Origin of the sequence: Paraburkholderia sp. RL17-368-BIF-A (assembly GCF_046054045.1) — a bacterium.
Taxonomy (GTDB): domain Bacteria; phylum Pseudomonadota; class Gammaproteobacteria; order Burkholderiales; family Burkholderiaceae; genus Paraburkholderia; species Paraburkholderia graminis.
The window spans coordinates 89,816-106,744 of record NZ_JARESN010000013.1 but is presented as its reverse complement, the minus strand read 5'-3'; the positions used below and the strand labels follow the sequence as shown (position 1 = coordinate 106,744).

12 protein-coding genes are annotated in these 16,929 nt (G+C 64.0%); 7 read left to right on the top strand and 5 right to left on the bottom strand.

All coding sequences use genetic code 11. The features are described 5' to 3' along the window. Nucleotides 1-98: 98 nt before the first annotated feature. From P0D87_RS22100 to P0D87_RS22090, 3 genes are all read left to right on the top strand, one after another. Complete coding sequence (locus tag P0D87_RS22100; protein ID WP_006052408.1) at nt 99-1,388, top strand: MFS transporter; 1,290 nt, start codon at nt 99-101, stop codon at nt 1,386-1,388. A gap of 226 nt (nt 1,389-1,614) precedes the next feature. Beyond that, entirely contained in the window at nt 1,615-3,978 is a 2,364-nt protein-coding gene (locus P0D87_RS22095) for a UvrD-helicase domain-containing protein (RefSeq protein WP_006052407.1), read from the top strand. A 44-nt stretch (nt 3,979-4,022) separates the two neighbouring features. Continuing rightward, on the top strand, nt 4,023-4,826 hold the full coding sequence (locus P0D87_RS22090; RefSeq protein WP_053859070.1) for a 5'-methylthioadenosine/adenosylhomocysteine nucleosidase: 804 nt from the start codon (nt 4,023-4,025) through the stop codon (nt 4,824-4,826). A gap of 32 nt (nt 4,827-4,858) precedes the next feature. Here the strand turns inward: P0D87_RS22090 and P0D87_RS22085 are convergent, their stop codons facing one another. Continuing rightward, nucleotides 4,859-6,751 carry a propionate--CoA ligase gene (locus P0D87_RS22085; RefSeq protein ID WP_053858512.1) on the bottom strand — a complete coding sequence of 631 codons (1,893 nt, stop codon included), beginning with the start codon at nt 6,749-6,751 and terminating at the stop codon, nt 4,859-4,861. Nucleotides 6,752-7,057: 306 nt separating this feature from the next. Here P0D87_RS22085 and P0D87_RS22080 point away from each other — a divergent pair, with 306 nt between their 5' ends. Both P0D87_RS22080 and galU read left to right on the top strand, forming a co-directional pair. Beyond that, nucleotides 7,058-9,937 carry a valine--tRNA ligase gene (locus P0D87_RS22080; protein ID WP_053858513.1) on the top strand — a complete coding sequence of 960 codons (2,880 nt, stop codon included), beginning with the start codon at nt 7,058-7,060 and terminating at the stop codon, nt 9,935-9,937. Nucleotides 9,938-10,006: 69 nt separating this feature from the next. Continuing rightward, complete coding sequence (gene galU / locus P0D87_RS22075) at nt 10,007-10,888, top strand: UTP--glucose-1-phosphate uridylyltransferase GalU (protein WP_006052403.1); 882 nt, start codon at nt 10,007-10,009, stop codon at nt 10,886-10,888. 135 nt (nt 10,889-11,023) lie between these two features. On the opposite strand, the gene P0D87_RS22070 is transcribed toward galU, so the two are convergent. From P0D87_RS22070 to P0D87_RS22055, 4 genes are all read right to left on the bottom strand, one after another. Continuing rightward, nucleotides 11,024-11,251, bottom strand: coding sequence for a sulfurtransferase TusA family protein (locus P0D87_RS22070; protein WP_029967676.1), 228 nt, complete (start codon nt 11,249-11,251; stop codon nt 11,024-11,026). A gap of 127 nt (nt 11,252-11,378) precedes the next feature. Beyond that, nucleotides 11,379-12,428 carry a Gfo/Idh/MocA family oxidoreductase gene (locus P0D87_RS22065; protein WP_053858514.1) on the bottom strand — a complete coding sequence of 350 codons (1,050 nt, stop codon included), beginning with the start codon at nt 12,426-12,428 and terminating at the stop codon, nt 11,379-11,381. Then, nucleotides 12,425-13,444: an inositol 2-dehydrogenase gene (gene iolG / locus P0D87_RS22060; protein ID WP_029967681.1), complete on the bottom strand. Its 1,020-nt coding sequence runs from the start codon at nt 13,442-13,444 to the stop codon at nt 12,425-12,427. The genes P0D87_RS22065 and iolG overlap by 4 nt, the downstream gene beginning before the upstream one ends. Continuing rightward, nucleotides 13,437-14,318, bottom strand: coding sequence for a MurR/RpiR family transcriptional regulator (locus tag P0D87_RS22055; RefSeq protein WP_029967682.1), 882 nt, complete (start codon nt 14,316-14,318; stop codon nt 13,437-13,439). Before P0D87_RS22055 ends, iolG begins: the two co-directional genes overlap by 8 nt. A gap of 242 nt (nt 14,319-14,560) precedes the next feature. Between P0D87_RS22055 and P0D87_RS22050 the strand changes: the two genes are divergently transcribed. Then, nucleotides 14,561-15,607 (top strand): sugar ABC transporter substrate-binding protein, encoded by a 1,047-nt coding sequence (locus P0D87_RS22050; RefSeq protein ID WP_006052398.1) that lies wholly within the window; start codon nt 14,561-14,563, stop codon nt 15,605-15,607. 140 nt (nt 15,608-15,747) lie between these two features. Continuing rightward, nucleotides 15,748-16,929 carry an ABC transporter permease gene (locus P0D87_RS22045; protein ID WP_029967683.1) on the top strand — a complete coding sequence of 394 codons (1,182 nt, stop codon included), beginning with the start codon at nt 15,748-15,750 and terminating at the stop codon, nt 16,927-16,929.

Here is a 16,929-nt window from a genome sequence, read left to right as displayed (position 1 = left end):
ACGCGCGAGTTCGCGTCGTTATGCCGCAACGACGCAGACCAGGAATCGCGACGCGCCGCCAGCAGGATTGCCCCTTCCTTTCCCTTTCTTTGAAGCGTATGGAAACCAGCCTCGATAAACGCGCACTTGCCGGCGCGTCAGCCCAAACCGGCAGCGCCGCCAATGCCTCAGCCGCGTCGGCTGCCGCATCTTCAGCCGCGCAGCCGGCCGCCAAGGTTCAGCGCACGGTCTATTCCGTGCTCGGCGCGATCAGCTTCTCGCATCTGCTGAACGACATGATCCAGTCGTTGATCCTCGCCATCTACCCGATGCTGAAGGACAACTTCTCGCTGTCGTTCGGACAGATCGGCCTGATCACGCTGACCTATCAGATCACCGCGTCGCTGCTTCAGCCGCTCGTCGGCATCTATACGGACAAACATCCGAAGCCGTACTCGCTGCCCGTCGGCATGGGCTTCACGCTCGCCGGCCTGCTGCTGATGTCGATGGCGACGAGTTTCGGCGTGCTGCTGGTGGCCGCGGCGCTGGTCGGCTGCGGGTCGTCGGTGTTTCATCCGGAATCGTCGCGGGTCGCGCGGATGGCCTCGGGCGGCCGTCACGGGCTCGCGCAGTCGCTGTTCCAGGTGGGCGGCAACGCGGGATCGTCGCTCGGGCCGCTGCTGGCCGCGCTGATCGTGATTCCGCACGGACAGCGCAGCATCGCGTGGTTTTCGGTGGCGGCGCTCGTCGCAATCGTCGTGCTGACGCAGATCGGCCGCTGGTACAAGCAGCATCCATCCGTGAAAAAGGCGCGCAGCCAGACCGCTCACGCAACGCTCTCGCGCAACCAGGTCATGTTCGCGATGAGCGTGCTGATCCTGCTGGTGTTCTCGAAGTACTTCTACCTCGCGAGCATCAACAGCTATTTCACGTTCTATCTGATCGACCGGTTCCATCTGCCGGTGCAGGCCGCGCAGATTCATCTGTTCGTGTTCCTCGCCGCCGTGGCCGCGGGGACCGTGATCGGCGGTCCGATCGGCGACAGGATCGGCCGCAAATATGTGATCTGGGTGTCGATTCTCGGCGTCGCGCCGTTCACGCTGCTGCTGCCGTATGCGAACCTGTTCTGGACCGGCGTGCTGACGGTGATCATCGGCGTGGTGCTGGCCTCGGCGTTCTCGGCGATCCTCGTCTATGCGCAGGAACTGATTCCGGGCAAGGTGGGCATGGTGGCGGGCCTCTTCTTCGGCTTCGCGTTTGGCCTCGGCGGCATCGGCGCCGCGGTACTCGGCGAACTCGCCGACGCGACGAGCATCACGTATGTGTACAAAGTCTGCTCGTTCCTGCCGTTGCTCGGCGTGCTGACGGTGTTCCTGCCGGATGTGGAAGGCAAGCGCGCGAAGGCCTGAGGGCTTGCGCTGTTGAACGGATGACGAAAAGGCGCTGCGGCGCCTTTTTTTTTTTGCCGCGGCGGGCCGGATGAGGCGCTTGCCTGTTGTCGGCCGGGAAGCATGCTGGCCGCGCGGCGGCTCCGGCAACGTAAAACCCAACGCGCCAAACGGTGCTCACGAGGCAAAAAAAGCAAGCGAGCGTCGGGGCATATAATGACGAACACCCCGCCGTCCCTCCGAAAAAATGCCCGATCTGCTAGCCAATCTCAACCCCGAACAACACGCCGCCGTCACGCTCCCGAACGAGCCCGCGCTGATTCTCGCCGGCGCAGGCAGCGGCAAAACGCGCGTGCTCATCACGCGCATTGCGTGGCTCATCCAGCACGGCCTCGCGTCGCCGGCCACCATCCTTGCGGTGACGTTCACGAACAAGGCCGCGCGCGAAATGATGTCGCGTCTGTCGGCGCTGTTACCCATCGACACGCGCGGCATGTGGATCGGCACCTTTCACGGCCTGTGCAACCGCATGCTGCGCGCGCATCATCGCGACGCCGCGCTGCCGGCCACGTTCCAGATTCTCGATACCGCGGACCAACTGTCCGCGATCAAGCGCCTGATGAAGGGCCTCAACATCGACGATGAAAAGTACCCGGCGAAGAACCTCCAGTACTTCATCAACAACGCGAAGGAACAAGGGCTGCGCCCGAAAGACGTCGACGCCACCGACAACTTCAACCGCAAATTCGTCGAGCTCTACGAAGCCTACGACCAGCAGTGCCAGCGCGAAGGCGTCGTCGATTTTCCGGAGCTGCTGCTGCGCTGCTACGAACTGCTGGCGCACAACGCGCCGCTGCGCGCGCACTATCAGGCGCGCTTCAGACACATTCTCGTCGACGAGTTTCAGGACACCAACAAGCTGCAATACGCGTGGCTGAAGCTGCTCGCGGGCCAGACGAATTCGATCTTCGCGGTCGGCGACGACGACCAGTCGATCTACGCTTTCCGCGGTGCGAACGTCGGCAACATGCGCGACTTCGAACACGAGTTCAACGTCCGGCATCTGATCAAGCTCGAACAGAATTACCGCTCGCACGGCCATATTCTCGACGCGGCCAACCAGTTGATCGCGAATAATTCGCGGCGCCTCGGCAAGAATCTGCGCACCGACGCCGGTCACGGCGAGCCGGTGCGCGTCTACGAGGCCGCGACGGATACTCAGGAAGCCGGCTGGATCGTCGAGGAAATCAAGGCGCTCATCAACACGGGCACGTCGCGCAGCGAAGTCGCCGTGCTTTATCGCAGCAACGCGCAGTCGCGCACGATCGAGCACACGCTGGTGAATGCGGGCATCGCGTATCGCGTGTATGGCGGTTTGCGCTTTTTCGAGCGCCAGGAAGTGAAGCACGCGCTCGCCTATCTGCGCCTGATCGACAATCCGAACGACGACACCGCGTTCGCGCGCGTCGTCAATTTTCCGACGCGCGGCATCGGCGCGCGCTCGATCGAACAACTCGCGGACGCGGCGCGGCTCTACAACTGCTCGATGGCCGCGGCGATTCCGTATGTCGCCGGCAAGGCGGGCTCGAGCCTCGCGGCGTTCGCGAACCTGATCGGCAAGATGCGCGCGGAAACGCAGCAGATGAGCTTGCCGGACACCGTCGAATACGTGGTGCGCGCAAGCGGCCTCGCCGACTTTTACCAGAACGAGCGCGAAGGCCAGGATCGGCTGGAGAACTTGCAGGAACTGGTCAACGCCGCCGCGGCGTTCGTCAGCGAAGAGGGTTACGGCATGAACACGCCGGCGCGCTCCATTCCGCTGCGCCCAGGCGCGACGGCCGCTCCGGAACTGGCCGTCGCCACCGACGACCCCAACGTCGTCGTGCTCGACGCGCCCGGCATTGCCGACCCCGCGCAAAACCCCGACACGATGACGCCGCTCGCGGGCTTTCTGTCGCATGCGTCGCTCGAAGCCGGCGACAACCAGGCGCAGGCCGGCCAGGAAGCCGTGCAACTAATGACAGTGCACGCGGCGAAGGGCCTGGAATTTACCGCCGTGTTCATCACGGGCCTCGAAGAGGGGCTGTTCCCGCATGAGAACAGCGCGATGGAGTCGGACGGTCTCGAAGAAGAGCGCCGCCTGATGTACGTCGCGATCACGCGCGCGAAAGAGCGCCTGTATCTGTCATTCGCGCAAAGCCGGATGCTGCACGGCCAGACGCGCTACAACATCCGCTCGCGTTTCTTCGACGAACTGCCGCAGGAAACGCTCAAGTGGCTCACGCCGAAGGTCGAGGCGGGCGCGCGCTGGGGCGGCCGCTCGGACAACGCGGGCTATGGGCGCGACTGGTTCGCGCGGCCCGACCGTCAGCAGGGATATGGCGGCGGCGCATCGACGGCGGCAGCGCCCTTGCCCGCTTTCGCCAATGAGCAGCGCGCGGCGGAAGCCGGTTTTCGCGTCGGCCAGCAGGTGTTCCACACGAAGTTCGGCGAAGGCACGATCACCGCGCTCGAAGGCGGCGGCACCGACGCGAAGGCGCAGGTCAAGTTCAAGCGCCACGGCGAGAAATGGCTGGCGCTGGCGGTTGCCAAATTGCAGGCGGTTGAGTGAGCGGCGTCGACGGCGGCGAGCGCACCGCGCAGGCTGGCGGTCCGCTGGAGGATTCGCAAGGGGCTAATGCACAGGTTACGCACCTTGCGCGGCGCCCGCTCGGCGTGCTCGCGGCCTTGCCGCAGGAACTCGGCGACCTGATCGAGGGGATGCGCGCGGAATCCGGCGTGCGTACCGTGATCCACGGCCGGCGCGATTATCACGTCGGCACCGTCCACGGCGTGCCGTGCGTCGTGACGTTGGCGCGCGTCGGCAAAGTCGCGGCGGCGGCCACGGTCAGCGCGCTGATTCATGCATTCGATGTCGAGGCCGTCGTCTTCACCGGCGTCGCCGGCGGTGTCGGCGAACAGGTGCGGGTCGGCGACATCGTCGTGGCGAATGCGCTGTTGCAGCACGATCTCGATGCGTCGCCGCTCTTTCCGCGCTTCGAGGTGCCGCTCCTCGGCATGTCGCGCTTCGCAGCGGACGCGGCGCTCGCCGCGCAACTCGCGCAAGCCTGCGAGCGTTTCATTGCGGACGAAGGCGCGGCGTCGGCCGCGCGTTTCGGCACGCGCGAGGCGCGCGTGCATCGAGGGCTGATTATCAGCGGCGATCAGTTCGTCGCCAGCGCGGCAGGCGTGCGCGCGTTGCGCGACGCGTTGCCCGACGCGCTCGCCGTCGAGATGGAAGGCGCGGCGATCGCGCAGGTCTGTCACGAGTACGGCGTGCCGTGCGCGGTCGTGCGGACCATCTCCGATACCGCCGACGACCACGCGCCGGCATCGTTCGTGTCGTTTCTCACGGAGATCGCCGGGACGTATTCGAATGCGATCCTGACGCGCTTTCTGAAGGCGCGCGGCGAGCGCTGAGTCGGCAACCGCACCCGCTCGGCCACAAACTCCTAGCCTTTCAACCCCTCACGCACCTGTTGCAGCGCCGCCGGATCTTCGATGGTCGGCAGCTCGCCCGGCTCGCGTCCCTCCGCGAGCGCCGCGATAGCCCGGCGCAGCAGCTTGCCCGAGCGCGTCTTCGGCAGCATCGAGACGATCACCACGCGCGACGGCCTTGCGATCGCGCCGAGCTGCCGGTCCACCGTCGTCGTCAGTTCGGCTTCCAGCTTCGTGCGCGTGCCGGCGTCGGCGTAAGCCTGCGCGTCGCGCAACACCACGAAGGCCATCGCCGCCTGCCCCTTCACGGCGTCCGTCACGCCGACCACGGCGACTTCCGCGACGGCCGCATGGCTCGACAGCGCTTCCTCGATTTCGCGCGTACCGAGCCGGTGGCCCGCGACGTTGATCACATCGTCCGTGCGGCCGAGAATCGTCACGTAGCCGTCTTCGTCCTGAATGCCCCAGTCGAAGGTCGAATACACCTGCTGGTTCGGCACGCTCGACCAGTACGTGCTGACAAAGCGCTTGTCGTCGCCCCATACGGTCGACATGCAGCCCGGCGGCAGCGGATAGTCGAGCGTCAACACGCCTTTCTCGCCGGGCGGACACGGTTCGCCCGTCAGCTCGTTGCGCAAGGTCAGACTGAAGCCGGCCGACGGCACGCCCGGGGAGCCGAGCTTGGTCGGCAGCACCTCGACGCCGCGCGGAATCGCGAGCATCGGCCAGCCGGTTTCGGTTTGCCAATAATTGTCGATGACCGGCTTGCCGAGCGCGCCCGCGATCCACGAGGCGGTCGGTTCGTCGAGCGGCTCGCCGGCCAGAAACAGCGTGCGCAGGCTCGACAGATCGGCCTGTTTCAGCAGCGCCGGGTCCTGCTTCTTCAGCACGCGCAGCGCGGTCGGCGCGGTGAACATGAGGTTGATCTTGTGCTGCTCGACGAGGCGCCACCAGATGCCGCCGTCCGGGCGAATCGGCGTGCCTTCGTACATCACCGTGGTCAGTCCCGCGAGCAACGGCGCGTAGACGATATAGCTGTGGCCGACCACCCAGCCGACGTCCGACGCGGTGAACATCGTGTCGCCGGCCTTGCCTTCGAAGATGTGTTCCATCGACGCCGCCAGCGCCACCGCATAGCCGCCCACGTCGCGCTGCACGCCCTTCGGCTTGCCGGTCGTGCCCGAGGTGTACAGCACATAAGACGGCTCGTTCGATTCGAGCCATTCGCAGGGCACGTGGGCGTCGAAGAACTTTTCACGCAGCGGTTCGTAGTCGACCAGATAATTCGCGTTGAGGCGCTCCGGCGCGAGTTGCCGGTCGATCAGCAGCACGCGCGGCGTCTTGTGGCTCGCGCGCGCGAGCGCTTCGTCGACGAGCGGCGTGTAGTCGATCACCCTGCCGCCGCGCGCGCCGGCGTCGGCGGTCACGATCAGCACCGGCTTCGCGTCGTCGATGCGCGCGGCCAGATTCGGCGCCGCGAAGCCGCCGAACACGACCGAGTGAATCGCGCCGAGCCGCGCGCAGGCGAGCATCGCGAAAAGCGCCTCGGGGATCATCGGCAGATAGAGCAGCACCACGTCGCCGCGCTTCACGCCGAGCGAGCGCATGACCGCGGCCATGCGGTTGATTTCCGCGTACAGCTCGGCATACGTATAACGGCGCTCGATACCCGTTTCCGTCGACACATACACGAGCGCGTTTTGCTGCGCGCGCTCCACGAGATGCCGGTCCACCGCGTTATGGCACAGGTTCGTGCGTCCGCCGACAAACCAGCGCGCAAACGGCGGGTTCGAGCGGTCCAGCACGGTATCGAACGGCGTTTCCCAATGGATGCGCCGCGCTTCGTCGCGCCAGAATGCCTCGGGATTGTCGATCGAACGGCGGTGGAAGTCGCGGTAGCGGGTCATCGGCGGCGATCCTTCGGGTGCGGTGAAAAAGCCTAAAGACGCGGGCGCGCCGCGGCGCACGGCAGCGGGTAGCGGCGGACAGCGGCGGCGGCAAGCGCGTGAATGAAGCATAAAGTACGCGCCGCCGCGTGGACAACGCGGGTTCACCATGAGCGGCGCGGGCGGAGCGCTGTCTTATGACGGGCGCGGGCTGGCGAGATCCGAAGCGGGCCAACGCAAGCCGACCAACCCAACCCCAAAACCAGGCCCGCGCCTGCTGCCCCGCTTATAATCGAACATTCCCCGCATTCATCAGCCGATCGACACATGAGCGACACCCCGAGCGATACCTCCTCCACCCTGGCCAAGAGCTTCGAGCCGCACACCGTCGAAGCCCACTGGGGCCCCGAATGGGAAAAGCGCGCGTACGCCGCGCCCGCTTTCGACGGCAACCGGAAAGACTTCTCGATCCAGTTGCCGCCGCCGAACGTCACGGGCACCCTGCACATGGGCCACGCGTTCAATCAGACCATCATGGACGGCCTCGCCCGCTATCACCGCATGCTCGGCGAAAACACGCTGTGGGTGCCGGGCACGGACCACGCGGGCATCGCCACGCAAATCGTCGTCGAACGGCAACTGGACGCGAAAGGCGTGTCGCGCCACGATCTGGGCCGCGAGAAATTCGTCGAACGCGTGTGGGAATGGAAGCAGGAATCCGGCTCCACCATCACGAACCAGGTGCGGCGTCTCGGCGCGTCGATCGACTGGTCGCGCGAATACTTCACGATGGACGACAAAATGTCGACCGCCGTGCGCGACGTGTTCGTGCGCCTCTATGAACAGGGGCTCATCTATCGCGGCAAGCGGCTGGTGAACTGGGACCCGGTGCTGCTCACGGCCGTGTCCGATCTCGAAGTGGTCAGCGAGGAAGAAAACGGCCATCTGTGGCACATCCAGTATCCGCTGACGGACGGCTCCGGCCATCTCACGGTCGCCACCACGCGTCCCGAAACCATGCTCGGCGATACCGCCGTGATGGTTCATCCGGAAGACGAGCGCTACGCGCACCTGATCGGCAAGACCGTGACGCTGCCGCTGTCCAACCGCGAAGTGCCGATCATCGCCGACGACTACGTCGACCGGGAATTCGGCACGGGCGTCGTGAAGGTCACGCCCGCGCACGACTTCAACGACTACCAGGTCGGCCTGCGCCACAAGCTGCCGCAAATCGAAATTCTCACGCTCGACGCGAAGATCAACGAAAACGCGCCGGAAAAATACCGCGGCCTCGACCGTTTCGACGCGCGCAAGCAGGTGGTTGCGGATCTTGAAGCGCTCGGCGCGCTCGAATCCGTCAAGCCGCACAAGCTGATGGTGCCGCGCGGCGACCGCACCGGCGTCGTGATCGAGCCGATGTTGACCGACCAGTGGTTCGTCGCGATGAGCAAGCCGGCGCCCGAGGGCACGTTCAATCCGGGCAAGTCGATCGCCGAAACCGCGCTCGACGTGGTGCGCAACGGCCAGATCAAATTCGTGCCGGAAAACTGGACCTCCACGTATTACCAGTGGCTCGAAAACATCCAGGACTGGTGCATCTCGCGCCAGCTCTGGTGGGGTCATCAGATTCCGGCGTGGTACGGCGAAAACGGCGAAATCTTCGTCGCGAAGACCGAAGAAGGCGCGCGCGAAAAAGCGGCCGAAGCCGGCTATACCGGCCCGCTCAAGCGTGACGAAGACGTGCTGGATACATGGTTTTCGTCTGCGCTCGTGCCGTTTTCGTCGCTCGGTTGGCCGAACGAGACGCAGGAACTGAAGCACTTCCTGCCGTCGTCGGTGCTGGTCACGGGCTTCGACATCATCTTCTTCTGGGTCGCGCGCATGGTCATGATGACCACGCACTTCACCGGCAAGGTGCCGTTCGACACGGTCTACGTGCACGGCCTCGTGCGCGACGCCGAAGGCCAGAAAATGTCGAAGAGCAAGGGCAATACGCTCGATCCGATCGATATCGTCGACGGCATCGGGCTCGATGCGCTCGTCGCCAAGCGCACCACCGGCCTGATGAATCCGAAGCAGGCGGCGTCGATCGAGAAGAAAACCCGCAAGGAATTCCCCGACGGCATTCCCGCGTTCGGCACCGACGCGCTGCGCTTCACGATGGCGTCGATGGCCACGCTCGGGCGCAACGTCAACTTCGACCTCGCGCGCTGCGAAGGCTACCGCAACTTCTGCAACAAGCTGTGGAACGCCACCCGCTTCGTGCTGATGAACTGCGAAGGCCACGACTGCGGCTTCGGCAAGCCGGCGCAATGCGGGGAATGCGGGCCGGACGGGCATTTGCATTTTTCGTCGGCGGATCGCTGGATCGTGTCGCTCTTGCAGCGCGTGGAAGCGGAAGTCGCCAAGGGTTTTGCCGACTATCGCTTCGACAATGTGGCCAACGCCCTATACAAGTTCGTATGGGACGAATACTGTGACTGGTATCTCGAACTCGCGAAGGTGCAGATCCAGACGGGTCAGCCGAACCAGCAGCGCGCGACGCGGCGCACCCTGCTGCGCGTGCTCGAGACGGTGTTGCGCCTCGCGCATCCGGTGATTCCGTTCATCACCGAGGCGTTGTGGCAAAAAGTTGCGCCGTTGGCCGGGCGTTATCCCGCGGACAAGGCCGAGGGCGAAGCGTCCGTCATGGTGCAGCCGTATCCCGTTGCCGAGATGTCGAAGATCGACGAAGAAGCGGAGCAATGGGCCGCCGACCTGAAGGCAATGATCGATGCGTGCCGGAATCTGCGCGGCGAAATGAATCTGTCGCCGGCGGTGAAGGTGCCGTTGCTCGTCACCGGCAACGCGGAGCGTCTGCGCAGTTTCGCTCCGTACGCCCAGGCATTGGCCCGTCTTTCCGAAGTGCAGATCATCGCCGACGAAGCAACGCTCGACGCGCAGGCAGATGGCGCGCCAATTGCTATCGTAGGAAGTGACAAGCTCGTGCTGAAGGTCGAGATCGATGTGGCCGTCGAGCGCGAGCGCCTGTCGAAAGAGATTGCGCGGTTGAGCACGGAAATCGTCAAGTGCAATGCCAAACTGCACAACGAAAGTTTTGTCGCCAAGGCGCCGCCCGCAGTCGTCGAGCAGGAGCAGAAAAGGCTGGCGGAATTCGAAGCGACTGTCGGCAAGTTGAAAGCGCAGCTCGCGCGCTTGCCGGCCTGATCGGCGCTCCACGCCCGCCCCGCGCGGCGGGCACGGACTGATTAAACCAGAGGACTCAGGGTAAATCACATGCTAAAAGTTACAAAGGCGGTATTTCCGGTAGCAGGTCTTGGCACCCGGTTCCTCCCTGCCACGAAGGCAAGCCCGAAGGAAATGCTGCCTATCGTCGACAAGCCGCTGATCCAGTACGCGGTGGAAGAAGCCATGGCGGCCGGCATCACGGAGATGATCTTCGTCACGGGCCGCAGCAAGCGTGCGATCGAAGACCATTTCGATAAGTCGTACGAAATCGAAGCGGAGCTAGAGGCGCGCGGCAAGGACAAGCTGCTCGAACTCGTGCGCAGCATCAAGCCGAGCCATGTCGACTGTTTCTACGTGCGTCAGCCGGAAGCGCTCGGCCTCGGCCACGCGGTGCTGTGCGCCGAAAAGCTGGTGGGCGACAACCCGTTCGCCGTGATTCTCGCGGACGACCTGCTGTACGGCACGCCGCCCGTCATGACGCAAATGATCGAGGTGTTCGACCACTATCACAGCTCGGTGATCGGCGTCGAAGAGATCCCGGCGCAAGAGACGAAGTCGTACGGCATCGTCGACGGCAAGGAATGGGAAGACTCGATCATCAAGATGTCGGGCATCGTCGAGAAGCCGGAGCCGAACGTCGCGCCGTCCAATCTCGGCGTTGTCGGCCGTTACGTGCTGAAGCCGCGCATTTTCGACCACATCCGCTCGATCAAGCCCGGTGCCGGCGGCGAACTGCAGTTGACGGACGCGATCCAGTCGCTGCTCGCCGACGAACAGGTGCTCGCGTACAAGTATCACGGCACGCGTTTCGACTGCGGCAGCAAGCTCGGCTATCTGAAGGCGACGGTGGAATTCGCGCTGCGCCATCCGGAAGTGGCCGCGGATTTCGAAGAATATCTGCGGACGCGTTCGCCGGTGCTCGAAGGCTGATTCTTTCGCGCGAATGAAAAAGGCGCTGTGCCCCGCTTTGGCGGGCACAGCGCCTTTTGTTTGCAGCGCGCGTTTTCAGCGGACGCGTTTGAGAGGACGCGTTTGAGCGAACGTGTTTCAGCGCCTGCGCCTGCGTCAGCGGCGCTTCATCAGAAACGTGAAAACCTTGTCGTGCGACGAACTCTCGACGATCTCATTGCCGGTCTGCTTCGCGAACGCGGCGAAATCGCGCTGCGAACCGGGGTCGGTGGCGAGCACCTTGAGAATCTGGCCGCTTTCCATATCGGCGAGCGCCTTTTTGGCGCGCAGGATGGGCAGCGGGCACATCAGCCCGCGCGCATCGACTTCCTTGTGAATCTGAATTTGCATCGACGATGACCTTCGGGACGAGACGCCGTTGTGCGACGCCAGACAGAGGGTCAAATTCTACCGCAGCCTGCGCCGCGCTGCCGGTGGCGGCGTTGAGAGTGCCGCCGCCGCGATCCCTGCGCTAAAGCGTCACCGCCTGCCCACTCTGCAGCGACTGCCGCAACGCATTGCCGATGCGCGTCGCCTCGAGCGCGTCGGCGAGCGTCGCGCCCGCTTGCGCATCCGAGCCCGCCCCGCCCTGCACCGCCGCGACAAACGCGCGCGCCTCGTGCAAAAACGCGTCTTCGAAACGGTCGAAGAAGCTCGGCGTGCACTCGTTGCGAATCCCGCTCGCGTCATAAATCTCCACGCGATTCGCGCGCGGATTGCAGCCGATCGCGAGCGCGCCGGCCGTGCCGATCACTTCGCTATGCGTGTCGTTGCCGTGCGCCTGGGTGCGCGACGCGTAGAACATCGCGAGCTTGCCGCCCTCGAATTCGCAGATCGCGACGCCGTTGTCGACGTCGCCGAATTCGCGCAGGCCTTCATGTAACGCGACCGCGCCCGCCGCGAACACGCGTGTCGCGCGCGGCTTGCCGAGCAGCCAGCGCGCGACGTCGATATCGTGCACCGTGCAGTCCAAAAAAATGCCGCCCGAGGTCGCCGCAAAGCGCACGAAAAAACCGTCGGTATCGTTCTTGTCCGTGGTCTGCGAGCGCACCAGAAACGGCCGGCCTATCGCGCCCGCCGCGATCTTGTCGAATGCATCCTTATAGCTCCGATCGAAGCGCCGCATGAAGCCGATCGTCGCCTGAAGATGCGGAAAGCGCGCGGCCTCGGCCAGCACGCGCTCGCATTCGGTGAGATCGAGCGACAACGGTTTCTCGCAGAACACGTGCTTGCCCGCGCGCAATGCGTCGACGATTTGTTGCGCGTGCAACGACGACGGCGTGACGAGCCACACGGCATCCACTTCGCTATCGTCGAGCAGCTTCGCGTAATCGTCGTAAAGACGCGGCGACGGCAATGCCCCGCGCGCCCATGCCCGCTCCTCTTCCAGCGGACTGCAAGCGGCGACCAGCTCCGCGCCCGGCACGCGATACGCGAGATTCTCCGCATGCCGTTTGCCGAGCCGACCAAGGCCGACCACGCCCAGACGAACGCGCTTGTCATGCGCTGCCGCGGCATTCATCGCGCGGCCTCGCCGAGTTTGACCGCATGGCCTTCGCGCCACGAAAGCGTTGCGGCCTCGGCGAGTTCGAGCGCCTTCACGCCGTCGGCGACGGTCGTGCGCACCGGTTTGCCTTGCGTCACGGCTTCGAAGAAATGCGCGATTTCCAGCGCGTACGCCGCGCGATAACGTTCGAGAAAAAACGCCTCGGGCACGTCGCTCGATACTTCGGTCTTCGAATAAGCGGTGACTTCAGTGGGCCGCACATTGCCCGCTTGCAGCATGCCGCCGCTGCCGAGCACTTCGAAGCGCTGGTCGTAACCATAGGCGGCGCGGCGCGCGGTGTTGATCTGGCACAGACGGCCGCGCTTCGTGCGGATCGTCACCGCCGTCGAGTCGATGTCGCCCGCGTTTGCAATCGCCGGATCGGTGAGGCAACTGCCGGTCGCATGCAGCGTGTCGGCTTCGTCATCCAGAATCCAGCGGAAGATATCGAAGTCGTGAATCAGCATGTCCTTGAAGATGCCGCCCGAATGCCGGATGTATTCGACCGGCGGCGGCCCCGGATCGCGGCTCGTCACAATGAGCATTTCCGGCGTGCCGATTTCGCCCGCGTCGAGACGCGCCTTCAGCGCGGAAAACGTCGGGTCGAAGCGGCGCTGAAAGCCGATCATGCAGACCACGCCCGCGCGTTCGACCGCGTCCGCGCAGGCCCGTGCGCGTTCGAGCGTGAGGTCGACGGGCTTCTCGCAGAACACGTGCTTTTTCTGCGCGGCCGACTTCATGATGAGATCGGCGTGCGTGTCGGTGCTCGAACAGATCACCGTGGCGCCGACCGAAGCGTCGCCCATCGCGCCGTCGATGTCCGCCACTTGCGCGCCATGCGCGGCAGCGAGCGCCGCGGCCGCTTCGCGATTCACATCGACCACATACTTGAGCCTCACGCCAGGTTGCCGCGCGAGATTGGCCGCGTGAATCTTGCCGATGCGCCCCGCGCCGAACACCGCGACGTCGATCGGTTGTGCTGCGTCAGTCATCGTATCCTCCAGTGTCTTTGGATTCTTCCACGTTCAGTTCGAGCTTGTACGCGAGCGCGATGAAAAGCGCCTGGCACAGGCAGATCGTGCTGGTCAGCGAGCGGAACGCAAACGCGCTGCCCTCTTTCACATACAGTTGAGTGCTCGCGTAACGGGCGAGCGGAGATAGTTGGCTATCCGTAATAACCAGCGTCTTCGCCTGATGATGATGCGCGACGCGCAGGCAATACTGCGTTTCCTTCGCATACGGCGCGAAGCTGATCGCGATCACCACGTCGCCCTTCTTCACGCTGCGAATCTGCTCGCGATACATGCCGCCGAAACCGGACACCAGATGCACGCGCTTGGGCGTGTGCTGCAACGCATAGACGATGTAGCTCGCGACCGGAAACGAGCGCCGCACGCCGATCACATAGATGTTGTCCGCCTGCTGCAGCATTTTCACGGCGGCGTCGAACTGTTTGTCGTCGAGCCCCGCTTCGAGTTCTTCCAGGCCGCCGCGCGACGCCGCGATGAATTCGCGCGCCACCGCGCCGCCCGACAGCGCGCCAGGCTTGTCGTCGATCAGCTTGCGAATGCGCTGCTGATAACTCGGCGACGACGCGCCCTGCCCTGTGTACGCCTGGCGAAACACCGCCTGCAAATCGGAGAAACCTGAGAAGCCGAAGCGCTGCGCAAAACGCACCACCGCCGACGGATGCACGCCGCAGCTTGCGGCAATATCACTCGTGCGATCGACCATCACGCTCGAACGATGCTGCTCGATATACGTTGCGACGTTCTTCAACTGACGCGGCAACGCTTCGTAGTTTTCCGCGATGCGCTGCATCAATTCTTCGACGCTCGGCAATTCCTCGGTGCTCTCTTCCGCCATGAGTCTCTCTTCGGTGCTTTGTCGCAGTGCGGCAGACGCTTTCGACGCGCGCCGCACGACGTGTTTGACGTTGCCGATTATAGGCAGCGCATCGCATAAATGGAACGTATTTTCCATTTTTATTCACGATGAAATTTCTGTTGCACCACCCTCGAAGATGACCTAATCTTGGTCGTGAGCGATGGCGCTTCGGCGCAGCTGCGTCGCTCCCTCAATAACGACAGACCGAGAAAGGTGGAGACATGAGACTTTGCAAGGGCAAGGCTACGCTCAGGATTCTGGTGACGGCATTGACGTTGGCGACGGGATTCGGCGCGGCTTCGGCCGCCCGCGCGGCTGACGCTCATTTCGTGCTGATCAGCCACGCGCCGGACTCCGATTCCTGGTGGAACACGATCAAGAACGCGATCAAGCAGGCCGACGAGGACTTCAACGTCGAGACCGACTATCGCAATCCGCCGAACGGCGACATCGCCGATATGGCGCGCCTCGTCGAGCAGGCCGCCGCGCGCAACTACGACGGCGTGATCGTCACCATCGCCGATTACGATGTGCTCAAGAGCTCCATCAGCAAGGTGACCGCGAAGAAGATTCCGCTCGTCACGATCAATTCCGGCACCGAGGAACAGAGCGCGCAACTGGGCGCGATCATGCACGTCGGCCAGCCCGAATACGTCGCCGGCAAGGCGGCGGGCGAGAAGGCGAAAGCGGCCGGCGTGAAGTCGTTCGTGTGCGTGAATCACCTCGCGACCAACACCGTTTCGTTCGACCGTTGCCGTGGTTTCGCGGATGCGATCGGCGTCGACTATAAATCGTCCACCATCGATTCCGGCCAGGACCCGACCGAGATCCAATCGAAGGTCAGCGCCTATTTGCGCAACCATCCGAACACCGGCGCGATTCTCACGCTCGGACCGACGCCCGCGTCGGCCACGCTGAAAGCGGTCCAGCAAATGGGCCTGAACGGCAAGATCTATTTCTGCACGTTCGACTTCTCCGACGACATCGCGAAGGCCATCCAGAACGGCACGATCCAGTTCGCGATCGATCAGCAGCCGTATTTGCAAGGCTATATTCCGGTCGCCGTGCTCGCCATCGTGAAGAAAGAGCACACCACCGACCCCGCGAAAATCCGCCAGATTCTCGAAGCGAATCCGAAGTTCAAGGCGCGGCTCGCGACGTACGGTCTCGCGCCGTCGTATGGACCGAAGAACATTCGTTCGGGCCCGGGCTTCATCACGAAGGAAAACCTCGACAAGGTCATCAAGTACGCAGGGCAGTATCGCTGATTCTTTCTTCTAGCTAGTCACGCGCGCGGCGGGCATCGCTCCCGCCCGGCAGCCTCGCCGCCAGCGCGCATTTCACCGGCTGTCGTTCTCGCAACGCATTCCCGCCTGCCCTAACGCACAGCCGGCTCCAAGGAGACATCATGGGTGTAGCCGGCAAACACTTCCCACCGCACGTCGATCCAAACAGCGCCGCTTCGCATAACGCCGCGCCGCGCCCGGACGCCGAAGCGCGCGACGGACGCGACGAGCGCGTGCGCAAGGAATCGTGGTTCGGTCATTTGCTGAACCGCCCTGAATTTGCCGCGATTTCCGGCGCGGTACTCGTGTTTCTCGTTTTCGCGCTGACGGCCGGCGGCTCCGGCATGTTCAATCTCGACGGCGTGATGAACTGGTCGCAGGTGTCCGCGTATCTCGGCATCCTCGCGGTCGGCGCATGTCTCTTGATGATCGCGGGCGAGTTCGACCTCTCGATCGGCTCGATGATCGGCTTCGCCGGCATGATGGTCGCGATTCCGAGCGTGTACTTTCACTGGCCGATTTCGCTCTCGATCCTCTTTGCATTCGCCGGCTCCATGCTGCTCGGCGCGCTCAACGGCTATCTCGTGATGCGCACGCGGCTGCCGTCGTTCATCGTCACGCTGGCCTTCCTGTTCATTCTGCGCGGCCTCACGCTCGCGCTGTCGATCATGTTCGCCGACCGCACCATCGTCTCGGGCGTCGGCGACCTCGCGCAGCAGGACTGGCTCGCCAACACGCTCTTTCACGGCGTCGCGCTCAATGGCCTCTTCACGATGCTCGCGCATCACGGCATCGGCACGCTGCTCGATAACGGTCATGCGCTGGTGCCGGGCATTCCGAAGGTAATTCTGTGGTGGTTCGGCCTCGCCGCGATCTGCGCATTCGTTCTGGCAAAGACGCGCGCCGGCAACTGGATTCTCGCCGTCGGCGGCGATGCGAACGCAGCCAAGAACGTGGGCATTCCGGTGCGCCGCGTGAAGATTCTGCTGTTCGTGCTGACCGCATTCTGCTCGTGCCTGTTCGCGGTATTGCAAGTGTGCGACATCGGCTCGGCTGCGGCGGATCGCGGCTTGCAGAAGGAATTCGAAGCGATCATCGCGGCGGTGATCGGCGGAACCTTGCTGACGGGCGGCTACGGGTCCGTGGTCGGCGCCTGCTTCGGCGCGCTGATCTTCGGCGTCGTGCAGATCGGCATCACCTATACGAACGTGAGTTCCGACTGGTTCCGCGTGTTTCTCGGCGTGATGCTGCTGATCGCGGTGCTGTTCAATCACTACGTGCGCCGTCGCGTGTCGCAATCGTAA

Excerpts from the sequence above, each read along its gene's own strand:
- P0D87_RS22055 (WP_029967682.1), bottom strand. The coding sequence starts at position 14,318 with ATGGCGGAAGAGAGCACCGAGGAATTGCCGAGCGTCGAAGAATTGATG.
- P0D87_RS22050 (WP_006052398.1), top strand. The coding sequence starts at position 14,561 with ATGAGACTTTGCAAGGGCAAGGCTACGCTCAGGATTCTGGTGACGGCA.
- galU (WP_006052403.1), top strand. The coding sequence starts at position 10,007 with ATGCTAAAAGTTACAAAGGCGGTATTTCCGGTAGCAGGTCTTGGCACC.
- iolG (WP_029967681.1), bottom strand. The coding sequence starts at position 13,444 with ATGACTGACGCAGCACAACCGATCGACGTCGCGGTGTTCGGCGCGGGG.
- P0D87_RS22045 (WP_029967683.1), top strand. The coding sequence starts at position 15,748 with ATGGGTGTAGCCGGCAAACACTTCCCACCGCACGTCGATCCAAACAGC.
- P0D87_RS22065 (WP_053858514.1), bottom strand. The coding sequence starts at position 12,428 with ATGAATGCCGCGGCAGCGCATGACAAGCGCGTTCGTCTGGGCGTGGTC.
- P0D87_RS22100 (WP_006052408.1), top strand. The coding sequence starts at position 99 with ATGGAAACCAGCCTCGATAAACGCGCACTTGCCGGCGCGTCAGCCCAA.
- P0D87_RS22080 (WP_053858513.1), top strand. The coding sequence starts at position 7,058 with ATGAGCGACACCCCGAGCGATACCTCCTCCACCCTGGCCAAGAGCTTC.
- P0D87_RS22085 (WP_053858512.1), bottom strand. The coding sequence starts at position 6,751 with ATGACCCGCTACCGCGACTTCCACCGCCGTTCGATCGACAATCCCGAG.
- P0D87_RS22095 (WP_006052407.1), top strand. The coding sequence starts at position 1,615 with ATGCCCGATCTGCTAGCCAATCTCAACCCCGAACAACACGCCGCCGTC.